The 15,903-nt window shown below is 63.9% G+C and carries 15 protein-coding genes; 7 read left to right on the top strand and 8 right to left on the bottom strand.

What is annotated here, in order from left to right; all coding sequences use genetic code 11:
* Positions 1-48 precede the first annotated feature (48 nt).
* The 5 genes from rsmG to ACT6Q8_RS17885 all read left to right on the top strand — a co-directional run bounded on the left by rsmG (position 49) and on the right by ACT6Q8_RS17885 (position 3,311).
* Positions 49-654 carry a 16S rRNA (guanine(527)-N(7))-methyltransferase RsmG gene (gene rsmG / locus ACT6Q8_RS17905; RefSeq protein ID WP_444733518.1) on the top strand — a complete coding sequence of 202 codons (606 nt, stop codon included), beginning with the start codon at positions 49-51 and terminating at the stop codon, positions 652-654.
* Positions 655-694: 40 nt separating this feature from the next.
* Positions 695-1,516 carry a ParA family protein gene (locus ACT6Q8_RS17900; RefSeq protein WP_444733519.1) on the top strand — a complete coding sequence of 274 codons (822 nt, stop codon included), beginning with the start codon at positions 695-697 and terminating at the stop codon, positions 1,514-1,516.
* On the top strand, positions 1,509-2,405 hold the full coding sequence (locus ACT6Q8_RS17895) for a ParB/RepB/Spo0J family partition protein (protein WP_054168043.1): 897 nt from the start codon (positions 1,509-1,511) through the stop codon (positions 2,403-2,405). The genes ACT6Q8_RS17900 and ACT6Q8_RS17895 overlap by 8 nt, the downstream gene beginning before the upstream one ends.
* A 100-nt stretch (positions 2,406-2,505) precedes the next feature.
* Positions 2,506-2,928, top strand: a complete 423-nt coding sequence (locus ACT6Q8_RS17890) for a DUF6841 family protein (protein WP_054168044.1) — start codon at positions 2,506-2,508, stop codon at positions 2,926-2,928.
* Positions 2,928-3,311 (top strand): ACT domain-containing protein, encoded by a 384-nt coding sequence (locus ACT6Q8_RS17885; protein ID WP_444733520.1) that lies wholly within the window; start codon positions 2,928-2,930, stop codon positions 3,309-3,311. The genes ACT6Q8_RS17890 and ACT6Q8_RS17885 overlap by 1 nt, the downstream gene beginning before the upstream one ends.
* Here the strand turns inward: ACT6Q8_RS17885 and ACT6Q8_RS17880 are convergent.
* The 7 genes from ACT6Q8_RS17880 to ACT6Q8_RS17850 form a co-directional block, all read right to left on the bottom strand.
* Positions 3,271-4,902, bottom strand: a complete 1,632-nt coding sequence (locus ACT6Q8_RS17880; RefSeq protein ID WP_082372296.1) for a Fic family protein — start codon at positions 4,900-4,902, stop codon at positions 3,271-3,273. The genes ACT6Q8_RS17885 and ACT6Q8_RS17880 overlap by 41 nt on opposite strands.
* Positions 4,903-5,043: 141 nt before the next feature.
* Positions 5,044-5,745, bottom strand: coding sequence for a DJ-1/PfpI family protein (locus tag ACT6Q8_RS17875; RefSeq protein WP_444733521.1), 702 nt, complete (start codon positions 5,743-5,745; stop codon positions 5,044-5,046).
* A 30-nt stretch (positions 5,746-5,775) separates the two neighbouring features.
* Positions 5,776-6,807 (bottom strand): DNA polymerase III subunit delta, encoded by a 1,032-nt coding sequence (gene holA, locus ACT6Q8_RS17870; protein WP_444733522.1) that lies wholly within the window; start codon positions 6,805-6,807, stop codon positions 5,776-5,778.
* 12 nt (positions 6,808-6,819) lie between these two features.
* Entirely contained in the window at positions 6,820-7,341 is a 522-nt protein-coding gene (gene lptE, locus ACT6Q8_RS17865) for an LPS assembly lipoprotein LptE (protein ID WP_054168049.1), read from the bottom strand.
* Positions 7,342-7,450: 109 nt separating this feature from the next.
* Positions 7,451-10,036 (bottom strand): leucine--tRNA ligase, encoded by a 2,586-nt coding sequence (gene leuS, locus ACT6Q8_RS17860; RefSeq protein WP_444733523.1) that lies wholly within the window; start codon positions 10,034-10,036, stop codon positions 7,451-7,453.
* Between the two features lie 163 nt (positions 10,037-10,199).
* Entirely contained in the window at positions 10,200-10,718 is a 519-nt protein-coding gene (locus tag ACT6Q8_RS17855) for a DUF3576 domain-containing protein (protein ID WP_054168051.1), read from the bottom strand.
* Positions 10,719-11,081: 363 nt separating this feature from the next.
* On the bottom strand, positions 11,082-12,308 hold the full coding sequence (locus ACT6Q8_RS17850; protein ID WP_444733524.1) for a glycosyltransferase family 4 protein: 1,227 nt from the start codon (positions 12,306-12,308) through the stop codon (positions 11,082-11,084).
* An 18-nt stretch (positions 12,309-12,326) separates the two neighbouring features.
* Here ACT6Q8_RS17850 and ACT6Q8_RS17845 point away from each other — a divergent pair, with 18 nt between their 5' ends.
* Both ACT6Q8_RS17845 and ACT6Q8_RS17840 read left to right on the top strand, forming a co-directional pair.
* Positions 12,327-13,106: an alpha/beta hydrolase gene (locus ACT6Q8_RS17845; RefSeq protein ID WP_444733525.1), complete on the top strand. Its 780-nt coding sequence runs from the start codon at positions 12,327-12,329 to the stop codon at positions 13,104-13,106.
* Between the two features lie 33 nt (positions 13,107-13,139).
* On the top strand, positions 13,140-14,864 hold the full coding sequence (locus tag ACT6Q8_RS17840) for a sensor histidine kinase (RefSeq protein ID WP_444733526.1): 1,725 nt from the start codon (positions 13,140-13,142) through the stop codon (positions 14,862-14,864).
* Between the two features lie 125 nt (positions 14,865-14,989).
* Here ACT6Q8_RS17840 and xth read toward each other — a convergent pair whose 3' ends face one another.
* Positions 14,990-15,784: an exodeoxyribonuclease III gene (gene xth, locus ACT6Q8_RS17835; RefSeq protein ID WP_054168055.1), complete on the bottom strand. Its 795-nt coding sequence runs from the start codon at positions 15,782-15,784 to the stop codon at positions 14,990-14,992.
* Between the last annotated feature and the right edge of the window lie 119 nt (positions 15,785-15,903).

Raw genomic sequence — 15,903 nt, 5'->3', positions numbered from 1 at the left:
AAACCGCTCAAGCTGCCGCCCATGCCCCGCCCGCCGGGACCGCCACCGATGAGCCCGCAACAGTTCCAGTCCCGCTTCGGTGTTTCACGTGAAACATTGGCGAAGCTGGAGGTCTATGCGGCCCATTTGCAGAAATGGAACCCGGCCATCAATCTGGTCTCCAAGACGACCTTGGACGATCTCTGGTCGCGGCATCTGGCCGACAGCGCGCAGGTTTTCAGCCTGATCCCGGAGGGGACGAAGGTGCTGGTCGATCTTGGTTCCGGCGCCGGTTTCCCCGGTCTTGTCCTGGCGATCCTGGGCGTGCCGGAGGTGCATCTGGTCGAATCGGATGTGCGCAAGGCCGCCTTCCTGCGCGAAGTGGCCCGGGTGACGGGCGCGCCTGCCACCGTGCATCCCGTGCGGATCGAGGTGGCGGACACGCCCCCCGCCGATGTCGTTTCGGCCCGTGCCCTGGCGGAACTGACCCTGTTGCTGCCCTGGGCGCACGGAATGCTGAAACCGGGTGGCACCTGCCTATTTCCGAAGGGCAGGACAGCCGAGGATGAATTGACCGCGGTGCAGGATTCCTGGAATATGCGGGTTGAGCGGTTCCCCAGCCAGACCGACCCGGCCGGCACCGTTCTGCGTATCAGTGACCTTGCACCGCGCTAAGCGGTCTCGCCACAAGCCGAACGACAGAGGTTGAACGACAGTGCCGAGCGCCGCCCAGACCACCCTCCCCGCCCATCGTGCCCGTATCATCGCCCTTGCCAACCAGAAGGGCGGTGTGGGCAAGACCACGACCACCATCAATCTGGCGACGGCCTTGGCCGCCTGTGGCAAGCGCGTGCTGATCATCGATAATGATCCGCAGGGCAATGCCTCCACCGGTCTGGGTATCCCGCAGAGCAACCGTGAATTCGGTATCTATGACCTGCTGTTCGCCGACCTGACGGTGGAAGAGGTCGCGGTGGCTACCAGCGTCCCCGGCCTGTGGGTGGTGACGGCCAATGTGGACCTGTCAGGCGCCGAGGTTGAGCTGGTCAATGTCGAGCGCCGCGAATTCCGGCTGAAGGACAGCCTGGAGAAATCGTCGGGCGGGTTCGACTATATCCTGATCGATTGCCCGCCGGCCCTGGGCCTGCTGACGCTTAATGCGCTGGCGGCGGCGGATGCCGTGCTGGTGCCCCTGCAGTGCGAATTCTACGCCCTGGAAGGGCTGTCGCACCTGATCCGTACCATTGAGCGCGTGAAGCGCGCCTTCAACCCCATGCTGGATATTAACGGCGTGGTCCTGACGATGTTCGACCGTCGCAATAACCTGTCCGACATGGTGGCCGCCGATGTGCGTGGCTTCTTCGGGGAAAAGGTCTATGAGACGGTGATCCCCCGCAATGTGCGGGTGTCCGAGGCGCCCAGCCATGGCAAGCCGGTGCTGCTCTACGACCACAAGTCGGCGGGTGCACAGGCCTATATCCATCTGGCGGGCGAGATGTTGAAGCGCGAGCGGAAGCGGCAGTTGGCCTATGGATGAACCGAGAAAGAATAACTCCCGCACCGGCCTGGGCCGTGGCCTGTCCGCCCTGTTCGGGGAGGTGGCGGCGACGGAGGAAGAGCAGCAGGTGGACCGTGTCCGCCTGACCCGGTTGCTGCCCATTGATCAGGTTCATCCCGGCAAGTTCCAGCCGCGCCGCCGCTTTGACGAGGAGGCGTTGACCGCACTCGTCGAAAGTGTACGCGAGCGCGGCATCCTGCAGCCGCTGCTGGTGCGCAAAGACCCCGCCGCTACGCCGGGCAATGCCAGCTATGAGATCATCGCCGGCGAACGCCGCTGGCGTGCGGCACAGCTGGCCGGTTTGCACGAAGTGCCGGTCCTGGTCCGCACCCTGACCGACCGTGAAGCGCTGGAAATCGCGCTGATCGAGAATATCCAGCGCTCCGACCTGACGCCGCTCGAGGAGGCGGAAGGCTATAAGCGCCTGATGGATGAGTTCGACCACACGCAGGAGGATCTGGCGCGGTCGGTCGGCAAAAGCCGGTCGCATGTCGCCAATATGCTGCGCCTTCTGGCCCTGCCGGACGATGTGAAGGCCCTGGTCCAGGATGGCAGCCTGTCCATGGGTCATGCCCGCGCCCTGCTGACTGCGCCCGACCCGATGGCGGCGGCGCAGGAAGTCATCAAGCGCGAACTGAATGTCCGCCAGACCGAAGCGCTGGTGAAGCAGATGTCGGCGGAACCGCTGGTCCTGACCAAGGCCGTGAAGGACAAGGCGCCCGATACGGTGGCGCTGGAACGGGAAATGTCCCTGGCCCTGGGCCTTAAGGTTACACTGAGTGGCACCGGCAAGAAGGGTAGCCTCCAGATCCATTATCGCACGCTGGATCAGCTGGACAGTGTGCTGAACCGCATTTTGAAGCGGTGAGTGGGGGTGTCGCATGCGCTTCGCTTATGCGACCTACAATCTTCACGTAGGTCGCATAAGCGAAGCGCATGCGACATCGAAAACAATCCCGGGGAGAAGAATGACCGACAGCAGCCAGATCGGCGCCGAAGCCGCCGCCTATTTCAACGGCTACAGCGCTGCCTTCGCCGCCTATGACACAGACCGCGTGTCGGCCCTGTTCGATCAACCCCTGACGGTCCTGACGGCGGCCAAGCCCATCGTGCATGGCGACCCGGACGCCATGCGCGCCTATGTCGATGGCATGCTGGATACCTATCGCCATATCGGTCTGGCCTGGCCCGTGCCGGCGGCGGTCTGGGCCTGGCCGTGCGGTGAGAATCTGGCGCGGGCGGAGGTGCTGTGGCTGCTGCGTTCCGCCGACCGGGCGGAGATCATGCGGTTTTCCACCTCCTACGTCCTGCGCCGCGATGATGATGCCGGCTGGCGCGTCGCCGTTGTCATCTCCTATGAAGAGCCGGTGAAGCTGCCGGCTGGGGCCTGATGCCGTCCCTGCCCCTTACGCTGCTGCCCGACCATCTGGCCGTCTGCCGCCTGGCCCTTAATGCCGCCCTGCCCGCCTGGGCGGCGGGTCCGGGCTTTGTCAGCATCACGCGCACGGACGAGGAATTGTCCATCGTGGTCCGCCAGGACCGTGTTCCGGGCGATGTGGTGGCCGTGGGGCCGTGGCGGGCGCTGAAGGTGCAAGGACCCCTGGATTTCGCCCTGACCGGCATCCTGGCCGCCCTGACGGTCCCGCTGGCCCATGCCTGCATCAGCCTGTTCGCCATCGCCACCTATGACACGGATTATGTGCTGGTCCGGGCAGAGGCGCTGGACGCAGCGATCAATGCCCTGACGGCGGCGGGTCATCGGGTGGCGGTGTAGCGGCCTCCTTGGCGGCCCTGACGGCCTCCTCGAACCGCTCTATCTCTTCATCCGTCAGTTCCGGAAAATGCCGCTGCCGCTTATCGGCGCCGATGCGGCCATTGCTGATGACCAGATTGACGAACAACTGCGCCTTGCGGTCGGGCATCGCACTCAGATCGTTGAGCGCGCGCAGCCCCCGGTCGAACTGCGCGACATAGGTCAGCTCGTTGCGCAGATCGACCTCGATGGCTTCTTTGATACAGCGATAGAGATACTCAACCTGCGGCGTGGCGTCGAAATAGCGATAGAGATCGGCGGTGTCATTCTCCACCACCACCTCAAACCCGCCCTTGCCATCATCGCGCCAATGCCAGTCGATATAGGGCATGATGGACGCGGAGAAGCGTTCAAGCGCTTCATCATAGGCGCGGCGGTCCCGCAGCATCACGGCTGATACCGGGATGACAATGCCGGGCGGGGTGAAGCCAAACCGCTCCAGCATATCGTGGATAATGAAACGGTGGAGCCGGCCGTTGCCATCCATGAAGGGATGGATGAAAACGAAGGCAAAGCTGGCCAATGCGCACACTACTGTGGGCGAAACATGTGGAGACGGTCCTGGAGCTAACCATTCCCTCTCATCGGGTGATAATTTTCGTTCTGCAGTCCAATAAAGTAGGTCTTTAGAAATTTGGTGACACCTAAGAAGGTCCTTTAGCCCCAGCATCAAGGATTTAACGTCTTCGGCCCTTGGCGGAATGAAGTGAACTTTGTTATGACTGTCTAGTCTATTTTCGCCAACAAAGTTCTGTTCTTCCCGCCAACCTGTGACGGTATATCGGGAATCGCCGATAATCAGGTTGTTGAGGGCGGTCTGACCGGCTTCAGAGGCGATGTCGGCATTATCCCGGTTCTGCAGCGCCGCGACAAACCGGTCAGCCTTTGATCCCTGCACGTCCTCTCGCTCCAAGGCGAAGGTGCTTTTTGTCTCCTTGCTGTAGATATAGTTCACGGCCCGCAGAACCATGAGTGGATCAGCATCAGCCAGGAGCTTCTTAGCCTGTGCTGAGAGGTTGAGGGCCTGCAGTTCCTTCAAGTTTGCCGTTACCCGGACGGTTGGGCACAGCGCAGGCGTCCCAATCAGGTTATTCTCAATCCGATGGCGCCGAGAGGGTTTTCCATAAAGCCCGATCTGTAGCGCGGGGTCCAGCACCCCGACATGTTTGCCGATTGTCGCATCAGGCAAGTTGAGCCTTTCGCCTAGTAACCACTCATACAAAAACCAAGCACGCCGTGCGAACTGCCCGGATGGTTCCCGCCGGACCCAATCTTCCAATGGTTCTGGCCCCATCGCCCTGAAGGCGGCTTTCAGCAGGCCCAGTTCCAACGGCTCATAGCGGATGGCGAATTTCAGGTCGCTGATGGCGTCGTCGCCCTTGTCGTAACTGACTGGGTAGCGTTCTATCTGATGGATTGGCTGAGTATGGCTGCGACGCTGCCCTGCTCCCACGATAGAGATTGTGAACGGCTCCGGCACGCGCAAGCCAAAGCGGTGGCGCAGGCCCATTTGGCCGGCGTAGCGTTCATTCCCGGTCAGGCGGTGTGGCATGGGGCGAAGCCGATGAGAATTTGTCTGTGGCGACAGCGTGCCACAAATTCTTGTTGAGCTTCACGAGAATTTGTCTGAACCGGGGGTGTTCCCCGAAATTTTAATCGGACTTCTCGAAAACCTATCCAGAACAGTACCAGCTCACGAGTTTTTGTCTGGCGGCGCCGTCAATCCCAACCTAGCCGCCGCAGCCCTTGCGGCCACCCAGCGCTTTTCCTGCAGGCCCGCCGCCCGTGTCCGCATCGCCTCCACCATCGCGGGATCGGCGCTGTTTGGATGGCCGGTGTTGAAGGGCGGGACGGGGTTGTATTCCATGGAGAGTTGGGTGCGTTCGGCGCGGTCTTGGTCAAACAGCAGGGCCGTCAGGTGCAGGGCGAAGTCGATGCCCGACGTGACGCCGCCGCCTGTGACGCGGTTGCGGTCCACGACCACGCGGTCTTCCGATGGCGTACAGCCGAACAGGCATAGCTGTTCCAGGGACATCCAGTGACAGGTGGCGCGGTAGCCGGTCAGCAGGCCGGCGGCGGCCAGGACCAGGGAGCCGGTGCAGACCGACGTGACGTACCGCGCCCCGGCCGCCTGTGCGCGCAGGAAGTCCAGCACCTCTTCGTCATCCATCAGGTCCAGCTGCCCCGGCCCGCCGGGGACGAACAGGATGTCGGCCTGGGGCGCTTCGGTCAGCGTATGGGTGGGCAGCAGGCGCAGGCCGCCGCTGTCGGTCACGGGGTCGAGGCTCTTGCCGGCCAGGATGATCGTCACATCCGGCAGGCGGGCAAACACCTCAAACGGGCCGGTCAGGTCCAGTTGGGTCAGGCGGGGATAGAGCAGCATGACGATGTTCATGAGGGGCTCTCCATCGCCGTGACCGGCGGTTCAGTTAGGTCGCCGCGCCAGCTGGGCGAGTTGGAAGAAGGCGCGCGAACAGATGGTCTCATCCGGCATATGGGTGCGTTTGCACTCCGCCTCCGCCTCCTGCAGCCGGTCCAGGGCCTGATGCAGCTTGGGCAAGGTCCAGTTACGGATCTGGGCTGTCAGGATGGGTTCCAGCTTGAAGAACACGGGCGGGCGCAGGGCCTTTACGGCGGCCTGTGGCGTCTGCCCCTTGGCGACATGGGCCACGGCCATGTGCAGTCGCTGGAAATAGCGCTGGGCGGCCCGCAGGATAGCCACGGTGGCGGTACCATCGGCATAAAGGCGGCGTAAGGATCGGTCCACCTCCGCCATGTCGCCACCCGCCGCCGCCTGGGCCGGTTCATCCAGGTCGAGCGCGGCGCTGTCGCCGATGACCGCGCGGGCATCCTCCAACGTCACCCGCTTCTGCCCCAGCATGTAAATCGCCAGCTTGTCGATCTCTCCCCGCGCCATCGACCGGTCACCGACCAGATTGCCGGCCAGCCAGTCGCGCGCGTCGGGATCAATCTGCAGCCCATGGTCGGCCATCATGCGCCCGATGGTGCCGGCCAGTTCCTCCTCGCCCTCCACATAGCAGGCGATGGCGCCGGCGATGTCACCGGCATCCTCCACGGCCTTGCGCAGCTTGGAACGGGCATCCAGCTCGCCGGCTTCGATCACCAGCAGCGTGTCGCCGCCAGGAAAGCTTTTCAGCAGAGCAGTGACGGTCACGGCTAGCTTGTCGTCGGCATCACGGACGCGCACCACGCGCCGCCCACCCGTCAGGGCCATGGCCGACAGCTCATCGCCTAAGCGGGCCGGGTCGGCGGTCACCTGATCGGCCTTCATTTCAGTCACGCGGAACGGGTCGGACAGGTCGGGACAGGCCGATTGCGCGGCGGTCTTGGCGCGTTCCCGCACCAGACCGGCATCGGGACCATAGAGCAGGACCAGCCGCGTGGCCGGCGGCGGGCGCTTGGCAAAGGCGTCGGCGTTCTTCGGCTGAACCTTCAACGCCCCCTCCCCTTACTGCTTATCGCGCGCGAAATAGAGCGACAGGCGCGTGCGGATATCGTCCGCCAGTTCGGTTAGGCCACGATCATAGGCGTCCTGACGCGTGGCCAGCACGGCAAACTGGCTGTCCAGCAGGTTAAAGCTGACGATGGAGCGGGAGAAGGTGCGATAGACCACCTGGCCCGTGCTGATCTCGATCAGCTCGTAACTGGCCTGCAGGCGCAGCCGCGCACGGGTGGCGGTCGCATCCTTCTGAATACCCAGCTCCTCCTCCGTCGCCGACAGTGCGACAGCCAGACGGTAGCGTGCATTGGCGGGCCGGCCATCGGTATAGAACCGGTCAATCAGGTTATTGCGCAGGACCTGACCGTTGCGGTCCACGATCGGGTCGATCTGTACATTGGCCAGCGCCGCGCCCACGGCGCTGTCATGGGACGCTGTGCCATAGACCGGCTTGAAACCGCAGGCCCCCAGCACCGCCGGCATGAGGGCCAGCAGCAGGGCGGTGGCAAGACGGGGGAAATGCTGGGCCATGGCACGCCTCGTTGAGGCTTGGTTCAAGAAATTTGCGGTTCTTTAGCCAAGAACCTACGGGAAACAGGCCGGAAGGTTGAACCAAGCCTCAACCTTCCGACCCATAAACTCACACAACAATATTCACGATGCGGTTCGGCACCACGATGATCTTGCGCGGCTCCTTGCCATCCATGGCCCGCTGCACATTCACATCGGCCAGTGCCGCCTCCCGCGCCACGGCTTCCGCACAGTCGCGGGCGAGGGTCAGGGTGGCGCGCAGCTTGCCATTGACCTGCACGGCCACGGTCGCGCTGTCATCCACCAGCAGGGCGGCATCGGAGACGGGCCAGGTACGGTCAACCAGGAGGTCACCATGGCCCAGCTCTTCCCACATCTGTTGGGCCAGATGCGGCATCACGGGCTGTACGATCTGCGCCATATATTCCAGCGCTTCCCGCGCGGCCCAGGCCTCGTCCGCCGGTACCTCGCCCTTGGCCGCCATCTTCGACAGGGCGTCACCCAGTGCATTGGTGAAGGTGCGCAGTTTGGCGACGGAACTGTTGAAACGATAGCCCTCGATATCCTCACCCACGGCAGCGGCTGCCTTGTGCGCGGCGCGGCGCAGGGCGGTGGCTTCGGTCCCAAAGCTTCCCGGCGCAGCGGTATCAGCGGCGGGCAGGGCAAAGCCCGGTTCCGTCACCAGACGCCACAGGCGGTTGATATAGCGCCAGGCACCGTCAATCCCGGCCTCGGTCCATTCCAGATCGCGGTCGGGCGGGCTGTCCGACATCATGAACAGGCGCGCGGCATCGGCGCCATAGCTGCCGATGATGCCTTCCGGGTCCACGACATTCTTCTTGGACTTCGACATCTTGATGACGGGGCCGACCGTGACAGGGGAACCGTCGGCGATCTTGGTGGCCTTGGTCCCCTGGATATCGACATCCACGGGGAAGACCCACTTGCCATCGGCATCCTGGAAGGTTGCGTGCGTCACCATGCCCTGGGTGAACAGCCCGCCAAACGGCTCCGGCAGATCCAGATAGCCGACATGGCTGAGCGCGCGGGTCCAGAAGCGGGAATAGAGCAGGTGCAGGACCGCATGCTCGATACCGCCAATATAATTATCGACGGGCAGCCAGTATTTCACCAGCTCCTTATCAAAGGCCACCTGCTCGTTGCGCGGGTCGGCAAAGCGCAGGAAATACCAGCTCGACTCGATGAACGTGTCGAACGTGTCCGTCTCCCGCTCCGCATCCTTGCCACAGCAGGGGCACTTCACATGCTTCCAGGTGGCGTGGCGGGCCAGCGGGTTGCCAGCCGCGTCAAAGGTCACGTCGGCGGGCAGGGTGACGGGCAACTGCTCTTCCGGCACCGGCACCACGCCGCAATCGGCGCAATGGATGATGGGGATGGGGCAGCCCCAGTAACGCTGACGGGAAACACCCCAGTCGCGCAGGCGGAACATGGTCGTCCCCTGCCCGCGCTGCAGGCCCTCGATCTTCGCGACGGCGGCCTTCTTTCCCTCTTCCACAGACAGACCGTCCAGGAAGTCGGAATTGCGGATGCTGCCGGGGCCGGTATAGGCCTCAATCCCCACAGCGAAGGTCGCCGGGTCCTCGCCATCGGGCACCACCACCGGCTTCACGGGCAGGTCGTACTTGCGCGCGAAGTCCAGGTCGCGCTGATCATGGGCGGGGCAGCCGAAGATGGCGCCGGTTCCATATTCCATCAGCACGAAATTGGCGACATAGACGGGCAGATTCCAGCCCTTCACAAAGGGATGCTCCGCCGTCACCGGCGTGCGCCAGCCCTTCTTTTCCGCCTGTTCCAGCGTGGCTTCGCTGGTGCCCATGCGGTTGCATTCGGCGATGAACTCGGCCAGACCTGCATCGCTCTCGGCCAGCTTGCCGGCCAGCGGATGGTTGGGGCTGATCGCCACGAAGGATGCACCGAACAGCGTGTCCGGACGGGTGGTGAACACCTCCAGATCGGCATGCCCATCGGAAAGCTGGAAGAAGAAGCGGCAGCCCGTGGACTTGCCGATCCAGTTCTCCTGCATGATGCGGACTTTTTCGGGCCAGCGGTCCAGCGTGGTGATGGCCGACAGCAGCTCGTCCGCGAAATGCGTGATCTTCAGGAACCACTGGGAGAGCTTGCGCTTTTCCACCAAGGCACCCGTGCGCCAACCGCGCCCGTCGATCACCTGCTCATTGGCCAGAACGGTATTGTCGACCGGGTCCCAGTTGACCCAGCTTTCCTTGCGATAGGCGAGGCCGGCCTTCAGGAAATCCAGGAACATCTTCTGCTCGAACCGGTAATATTCCGGTCGGCAGGTGGCAATCTCGCGGTCCCAGTCGATGGCCAGACCCATGGTCTTCAACTGGCCGCGCATGGCCTTGATGTTTTCGTACGTCCAGGTGCCGGGGTGGGTATTACGCTCCAGCGCTGCGTTTTCCGCCGGCAGGCCGAACGCGTCCCAGCCCATCGGGTGCAGGACGTTGAAACCCTTGGAGCGCTTATAGCGAGCGATCACATCGCCGATCGTGTAGTTGCGCACATGGCCCATATGGATGCGCCCCGACGGATAGGGGAACATCTCCAGCACATAGGTCTTGGGCTTGGACGGATCGGCGGTGACGGCGAAGCTGCGGCGCTCTTCCCAGACGGACTGCCACTTGGCTTCGGTTTCGCGGACATTATAGCGGGACATGGGTCGGAACCTGTCGAACGGGTGTCGCTTCGCCGGGCGTCACCCGTGACAGGGGCCGATGCCCGGCGGCTCGGAATATCGCTCTGCGATCACTATCATAAACGCCGAAGGCCGGCGAAGGCCGGCCTTGGCATGGCTGAACCGCAAACTGCCGGAAACGGGGTCAGTTGCTGGGCGCAGCCGACTGCTGACGTAGCTGACGGGCGCGGGTCAGGATCGTGTCTTCCAGCTGCGTGCCGGTTTCCGCCGTCACCGGCGCGTCGATCCAGACACCACCCTTCAGTTCCTGGCGGAACACGGTGGCGCGCACGCCATCGGCGCGGAGCGCCGCGTCCAGGATGTAGAGATTGACCTTGAACCGCTCGCTCGGCGTGGCCGGCGGGCTGTACCAGTCGGTCAGGATGACGCCGCCATAGGGGTCGGCCTGAACCAGCGGCATGAAAGTTACGGTATCCAGGGCGGCGCGCCACAGGAAGGCGTTGACCGTCACGGTGCCGGCGGGGCGGGCAGCAGCGTTCATGCCTGCAGCCCCGCCATTGTTCTGGCGCAGGATCTGGGTGTTGGGGGCCTCAGGCTCCCCGCCGAAACCCAGGCTGTCCAGCGCGCCGCAGCCGGAAAGACCCAGCGCCAGGGCGCCCAACAGGGCGGAACGACCAATCACGGACAGGGCACGCAAGGACATGGGAAGACCACCCGGATAACGCCAGCGGAAAGTTTAAGCCATCCTTAGAGCAAAAAAGCCGGCACTAGGCAAGGCCGGGCGGATCGCCCCTCGGACAGCGTCGCTGCTTACACGGCAATCAAGGCGGGATTCAGGCGGAGAAAAATGCAAAAGGCGGGTTTCGCGACACCCAGGTGAAACATCATGCAACACAAAATGAGGCTGTGTTTCACGGCCATTGCCCCACCCGCTCCGCATGGCAGCGGCATTGCCGGGCGGTGGATGTGGATCTGGTGAGAATAGACAGATTGTATCAGATGCAGGCCATAAATGCAGGAGTTCCAATTGCTGATCGTGGTCTGAACGGCCCTCCTGACAGGCAACTCACCCCAGCAACTCCGCATAGACCGCCAGCGTGGCGGCGCACATGCCCGCCTTGGTGAAGTTGGCCCGCACATGGCGCATGCCGTCCAGGCCGACCGCCTGACGCTGCAACGGGTCGAGGTCGAGGGCGGCGCGGATGGCGCCGGCCAGGGCGTCGGGATCGTTGGGGGGCACCACCAGACCGGTTTCGCCGTTGATGACGGTTTCCTTGACCGCCCCCAGATCGGACACGATCACTGGGCGGCCCATCGCCTGGGCCTCGGCAATGACGCGGCCAAAGGCTTCGGGTTCGACCGACGCATTCACCACCACGTCGGACAGCATATAGGCCGCCGCCATGTCGTTGCAGTGGCCGGCGATGGTGACCTGCCCGCCCAGGTTCAGGCGGCGGATATGGTCTTCCAGTTCCTGGCGATAATGGTCGCGGCCCTGTTCATCACCGACCAGAACGGCGCGCACATCGCTGCGCCCCAGGCGGGATATGGCCTCGATAAGCACTCCCTGCCCTTTCCAGCGGGTCAGGCGACCGGGCAACAGCACGATGCGCTGATCCTCCGGCAGGCGCCATTGCTGGATCAGCTGCGCCATGCGGGCCTGGGTCACCTTGTCGGGCGACATGATATCGACATCGACACCGCGATGGATCAGGCGTAGGCGGTCGGCCCCGACGCCATATTCAGTGGCCACATGCTCATAGACGAAGCCCGACACGGCGATGATGCGGTCGGCCTTGGCCATGACGCTGTTGTACCATTTCTTAACCCGGCCCTTGAAATTGTAGGGCGCGTGGAAGGTGGTGACGAAGGGGATGTCCGTGCGCTTGGCCGCCCAATAGGCGCTCCAGGCAGGCGCGCGGGACCGGGCATGGATCAGATCGACGCCATGCTGCTTGATGATGTCCGTCAGCCTGGCCGCGTTGCGCCGCATGGTCAGCGGGTTCTTGGACTGCACCGGCAGTTGGATATGCTTGGCCCCATACCGGTCCAGCTCACGCGCCATCTGTCCGCCGGCGGAAACCACGATGGCCGTGCCGCCCGCGCGCTGAATAGCGGCTGCCATATCAATGCAGCCACGCTCCGCACCACCCGTGACCAGGGTGGGGATCACCTGCAGGATAACGGGCTTGCCACCGCCGAACAGGCTGGCGGCATCAAGGCCGGGATTGTCCGGCGTCACATCGCCGTCTAGGGTGCCGGCTACGGTGCCGGCGTCAGCTTGGGGCGGCATGGGCGGAATTTCGAACGAATGAACGGGGCAGCCATGGAAGGCGAGGTGCCGATACATAGCCTGGATCGGGCCGGAACCGCCATAGCCTATCGCCAGAGCCCGGGTGCAGGGCCGGGCATCATCTTCCTGACCGGCTTCCGGTCCGACATGGGTGGCGCCAAGGCGGTGGCGCTGGAACGCTGGGCACGCGCCCATGGAAGGGCCTTCATCCGCTTCGATTACCATGCCCATGGCGCCAGCGGCGGCAAGTGGGAGGACGGGTCCATCGGCCGCTGGCGCGATGATGCCCTGGCCGTGCTGGACCGGGTGGCGCAGGGGCCGCAGATCCTGGTCGGGTCCTCCATGGGCGGCTGGATCGCGCTGCTGCTGGCCTTGGCCCGGCCTGATCGGGTAGCGGGGCTGCTGGGCATTGCCCCGGCCCCCGACTTTACCGAACGCATGATCCGCCCGCGCCTGGGGCTGGTGGAGCTGGAAGCGTTGGAACGGCATGGCAGGTTCATCGCGCCATCGGCCTATGACCCCGCCGGTTACCCGATCACGCAGCATCTGCTGGATGAGGCGCAGTCGCATCTGCTGCTGGCCAAGGGGAGCAACCCTATCCCCATCCGCTGCCCTGTCCGCCTGCTGCATGGGCAGCGCGATCCTGACATTCCCTGGCAGACCAGCCTGGATCTGGCGGCAGCATTGGAGAGTGACGATGTGTGCGTCACCCTGGTCAAGGATGGTGACCACCGCCTGTCGCGCGACGCGGACCTGGCTCTGATGCTGCAACTGACGGGCGAACTGGCGGTGGCGTGACGTTGTCTTTGCGGCATGCTATAGAACCCCTTGATGGGACAGCAAACCCGAGACAGGGGTGGCCGCTCCGGCCGCTCGATGGCCCTGCTGGGCCGTACCGGCATCAACCTGCTTTCGGCCATGGTGCTGGGCGGGTTGTGGCTGCTTGTCGGCTGGCAGATCCATTCCTCCTATCTTGACGCCCTGGCCGATGCCGAGCGTGACACGGCCAACCTGACCCGCGCCTTCGGTCAGCATGTCAGCCGTACCGTCAGCCAGGTGCAACAGCTTCTCCAGGAAGTGTCCGACCGGGTGGAGGCGGGATATCCCGCCGATCTGGAGGTGATGCGCCGGCGCGTGGCGGGGTTGGACCGGGTGTCGAAATTCCTGGGCATCATGGATGCGCGCGGCATCGTGGTGGACGCGACACGGCCCGGCGCAGTTGGTCTGGACATGTCCGACAGCGATTATTTCCGGCAGGCGACGGAACCGGGATCGCCGCGCCTGGGCTTTGGCAAGCCCATCATCGGGCGCACACCGCTGATGTCCTCCATCCCCTTCTGGGTGCGGGTGGAGGCGCCCGATGGCAGCCTGATCGCCGTTGTGGTGGGCGATGTTCTGTCGGAATATTTCGCGGGCTTTTTCAGCGCGGTCGATCTGGACCTGGGCGCCATCGCCACCCTGATGGACCTGGACGGCACCGTCTATGCGCGCGGTGCCTCTACCCCCGGTATCGTGGGTCAGTCCTATCCCGACCTGCCCGATGTCGGGGCGGCCCGCGAAGGCGACGGCCATGGCATCATCCGCGCCGTCAGCCCCATTGATGGCGAGGACCGTATCGCCAGTTACGAATTGCTGCCCGGCACCCGTCTGCTGGTGTCGGTGGGCCAAGACATGGACCATGTCCTGCAGCCCTACCGTCAGTTCCGAAACCAGATCCTGCTGCAGGGCGTGTTCGGCACCCTCCTGGTGCTGGCCCTGGTGGTTCTGGTCCGCCGCTATGTCGCCAAGCTGGAAGCCAGCGAGACGGCGGCACGGCTGGCACGGGCCGAGGCGGAACAGGCGACGGCGGCAAAATCACAGTTCCTGGCGGTGGCCAGTCATGAACTGCGCACGCCCTTGAACGCCATCATCGGCTTTGCTGAGGTGATGGTTCACCGCATCCACGGGCCTATGGGCAACCCGAAATATGCCGAATATGCCGAGGATATCAGGGGTTCCGGCCTGCATCTTCTGGCCCTGATCAATGACATCCTGGATTTGTCGAAGATCGAGGCCGGCAAGATGGATTTGCGGCTGGAGGTCGTGGACCTGCCTAAGCTGGCGGCGGAATGCGTGCGCCTGATGCGCGGGCGGGTGGAGGCGGCGGCGCTGGACCTGCGTGTCGTCTCCACCGGGGAAAAGGCACCACACCTGCGCGCCGACGCCATGAAAATCAGGCAGGTGCTGCTGAACCTGATCAACAATGCCGTGAAATATACACCGTCCGGCGGCACCATCACGGTCGCGGTGGAACGTGACCCGCTCTGGCCCGACGATTACATGGTGATGCAGGTGGCCGATACCGGCTGTGGCATGACACCGACAGAGGTGGCCCTGGCGCTGGAACCGTTCCGGCAGATCAACAGCCATCTGGCCCGCGCTGGCGAGGGCACGGGCCTGGGCCTGCCGGTCGCCAAGTCCCTGGTGGAACTGCATGGCGGCTCGCTGTCCATCGACAGCGAGCCCGGCCAGGGCACGACGGTCAGCATCCGGCTGCCGACACGCCTGCACGTGTGACTGAGGGCCTTGTCGCCCTCACCCTCTCCCATTGGCTGGCACCAATGGGCCCCTCCCTCGCCCACGAACGTGGGAGAGGGAGGGACCCGAACGCGTCAGCGTTTGGGAGGGTGAGGGCGAGACGATCAGATATCCAGGTCCACAATGACCGGGACATGGTCGCTGGGCTTCGGCTCCCATCCCCGCGCCTCGCGCAGGATGGTCTGGCCCTTCAGGGAGGGCGCCAGCGGCGGGGTGACCCAGATATGGTCCAGGCGGCGGCCCTTGTTGGACAGGTTCCAGTCCGCTGCGCGGTAGGACCACCAGCTGTAGAGCTTCTGATCCGCCGGCACGAAATGGCGGACCGCATCGACCCAGTTCAGGCTGTTCTGCAGCGCTGTCAGCTTCTCCACCTCAATCGGGGTGTGGGAGACAACGTCCAGCAGCTGCTTGTGCGACCAGACATCATGTTCCAGGGGCGCGATGTTCAGGTCACCCACCAGGATCATGGGCTGATCGGGTGACCGCTTCTCCTGAAACCAGGCCTGCATCTCGTCCAGGAACTGAAGCTTGTGGGCGAACTTGTCGTTAAGCGCAGGGTCGGGGATGTCACCGCCGGCGGGGATATAGAGATTGTGGATCTCCACCCCGTTTTCCAGCGTGGCCAGGACGTGGCGGCAATCCTCCTTGCCGCAGGAATGGCGGATGTCGCGCGACGTGAAGGGGATGCGCGACAGGATGGCGACGCCGTTATAGCTCTTCATCCCATGGATATGGATATGCTCATACCCGCGCGCCTTGAACTCCCCGCGCGGAAAGGCGTCGTCCACCACCTTGGTTTCCTGCAGGCACAGGACGTCGGGTTGCTGTTCGTCCAGCAGCTTGCCGACAATGTCGATGCGCAGACGGACGGAGTTGATGTTCCAGGTGGCAATACGCACGGGGAGGGCCTCGGAGCGTCGGTGACGGAAGGCAACAGGATTAGGCGGGCCGGGCGTGCCTGTCCAGACTGGCGAAGGGGCTGAGCGGGGTTCAGCCATACCGGCCCCCGTCTTGCCGC

The sequence above is a fragment of the Niveispirillum sp. genome (assembly GCF_052437035.1).
Taxonomy (GTDB): domain Bacteria; phylum Pseudomonadota; class Alphaproteobacteria; order Azospirillales; family Azospirillaceae; genus Niveispirillum.
This window is presented reverse-complemented; position numbering and strand designations above follow the sequence as displayed.

What these genes read in the sequence shown, in the direction of transcription:
- ACT6Q8_RS17875 (WP_444733521.1), bottom strand. Translation starts at nt 5,745, where the DNA reads ATGAACATCGTCATGCTGCTCTATCCCCGCCTGACCCAACTGGACCTG.
- ACT6Q8_RS17845 (WP_444733525.1), top strand. Translation starts at nt 12,327, where the DNA reads ATGAACGGGGCAGCCATGGAAGGCGAGGTGCCGATACATAGCCTGGAT.
- ACT6Q8_RS17880 (WP_082372296.1), bottom strand. Translation starts at nt 4,902, where the DNA reads ATGCCACACCGCCTGACCGGGAATGAACGCTACGCCGGCCAAATGGGC.
- ACT6Q8_RS17840 (WP_444733526.1), top strand. Translation starts at nt 13,140, where the DNA reads ATGGGACAGCAAACCCGAGACAGGGGTGGCCGCTCCGGCCGCTCGATG.
- ACT6Q8_RS17855 (WP_054168051.1), bottom strand. Translation starts at nt 10,718, where the DNA reads ATGTCCTTGCGTGCCCTGTCCGTGATTGGTCGTTCCGCCCTGTTGGGC.
- ACT6Q8_RS17885 (WP_444733520.1), top strand. Translation starts at nt 2,928, where the DNA reads ATGCCGTCCCTGCCCCTTACGCTGCTGCCCGACCATCTGGCCGTCTGC.
- ACT6Q8_RS17895 (WP_054168043.1), top strand. Translation starts at nt 1,509, where the DNA reads ATGGATGAACCGAGAAAGAATAACTCCCGCACCGGCCTGGGCCGTGGC.
- leuS (WP_444733523.1), bottom strand. Translation starts at nt 10,036, where the DNA reads ATGTCCCGCTATAATGTCCGCGAAACCGAAGCCAAGTGGCAGTCCGTC.
- lptE (WP_054168049.1), bottom strand. Translation starts at nt 7,341, where the DNA reads ATGGCCCAGCATTTCCCCCGTCTTGCCACCGCCCTGCTGCTGGCCCTC.
- ACT6Q8_RS17850 (WP_444733524.1), bottom strand. Translation starts at nt 12,308, where the DNA reads ATGCCGCCCCAAGCTGACGCCGGCACCGTAGCCGGCACCCTAGACGGC.
- rsmG (WP_444733518.1), top strand. Translation starts at nt 49, where the DNA reads ATGAGCCCGCAACAGTTCCAGTCCCGCTTCGGTGTTTCACGTGAAACA.
- ACT6Q8_RS17890 (WP_054168044.1), top strand. Translation starts at nt 2,506, where the DNA reads ATGACCGACAGCAGCCAGATCGGCGCCGAAGCCGCCGCCTATTTCAAC.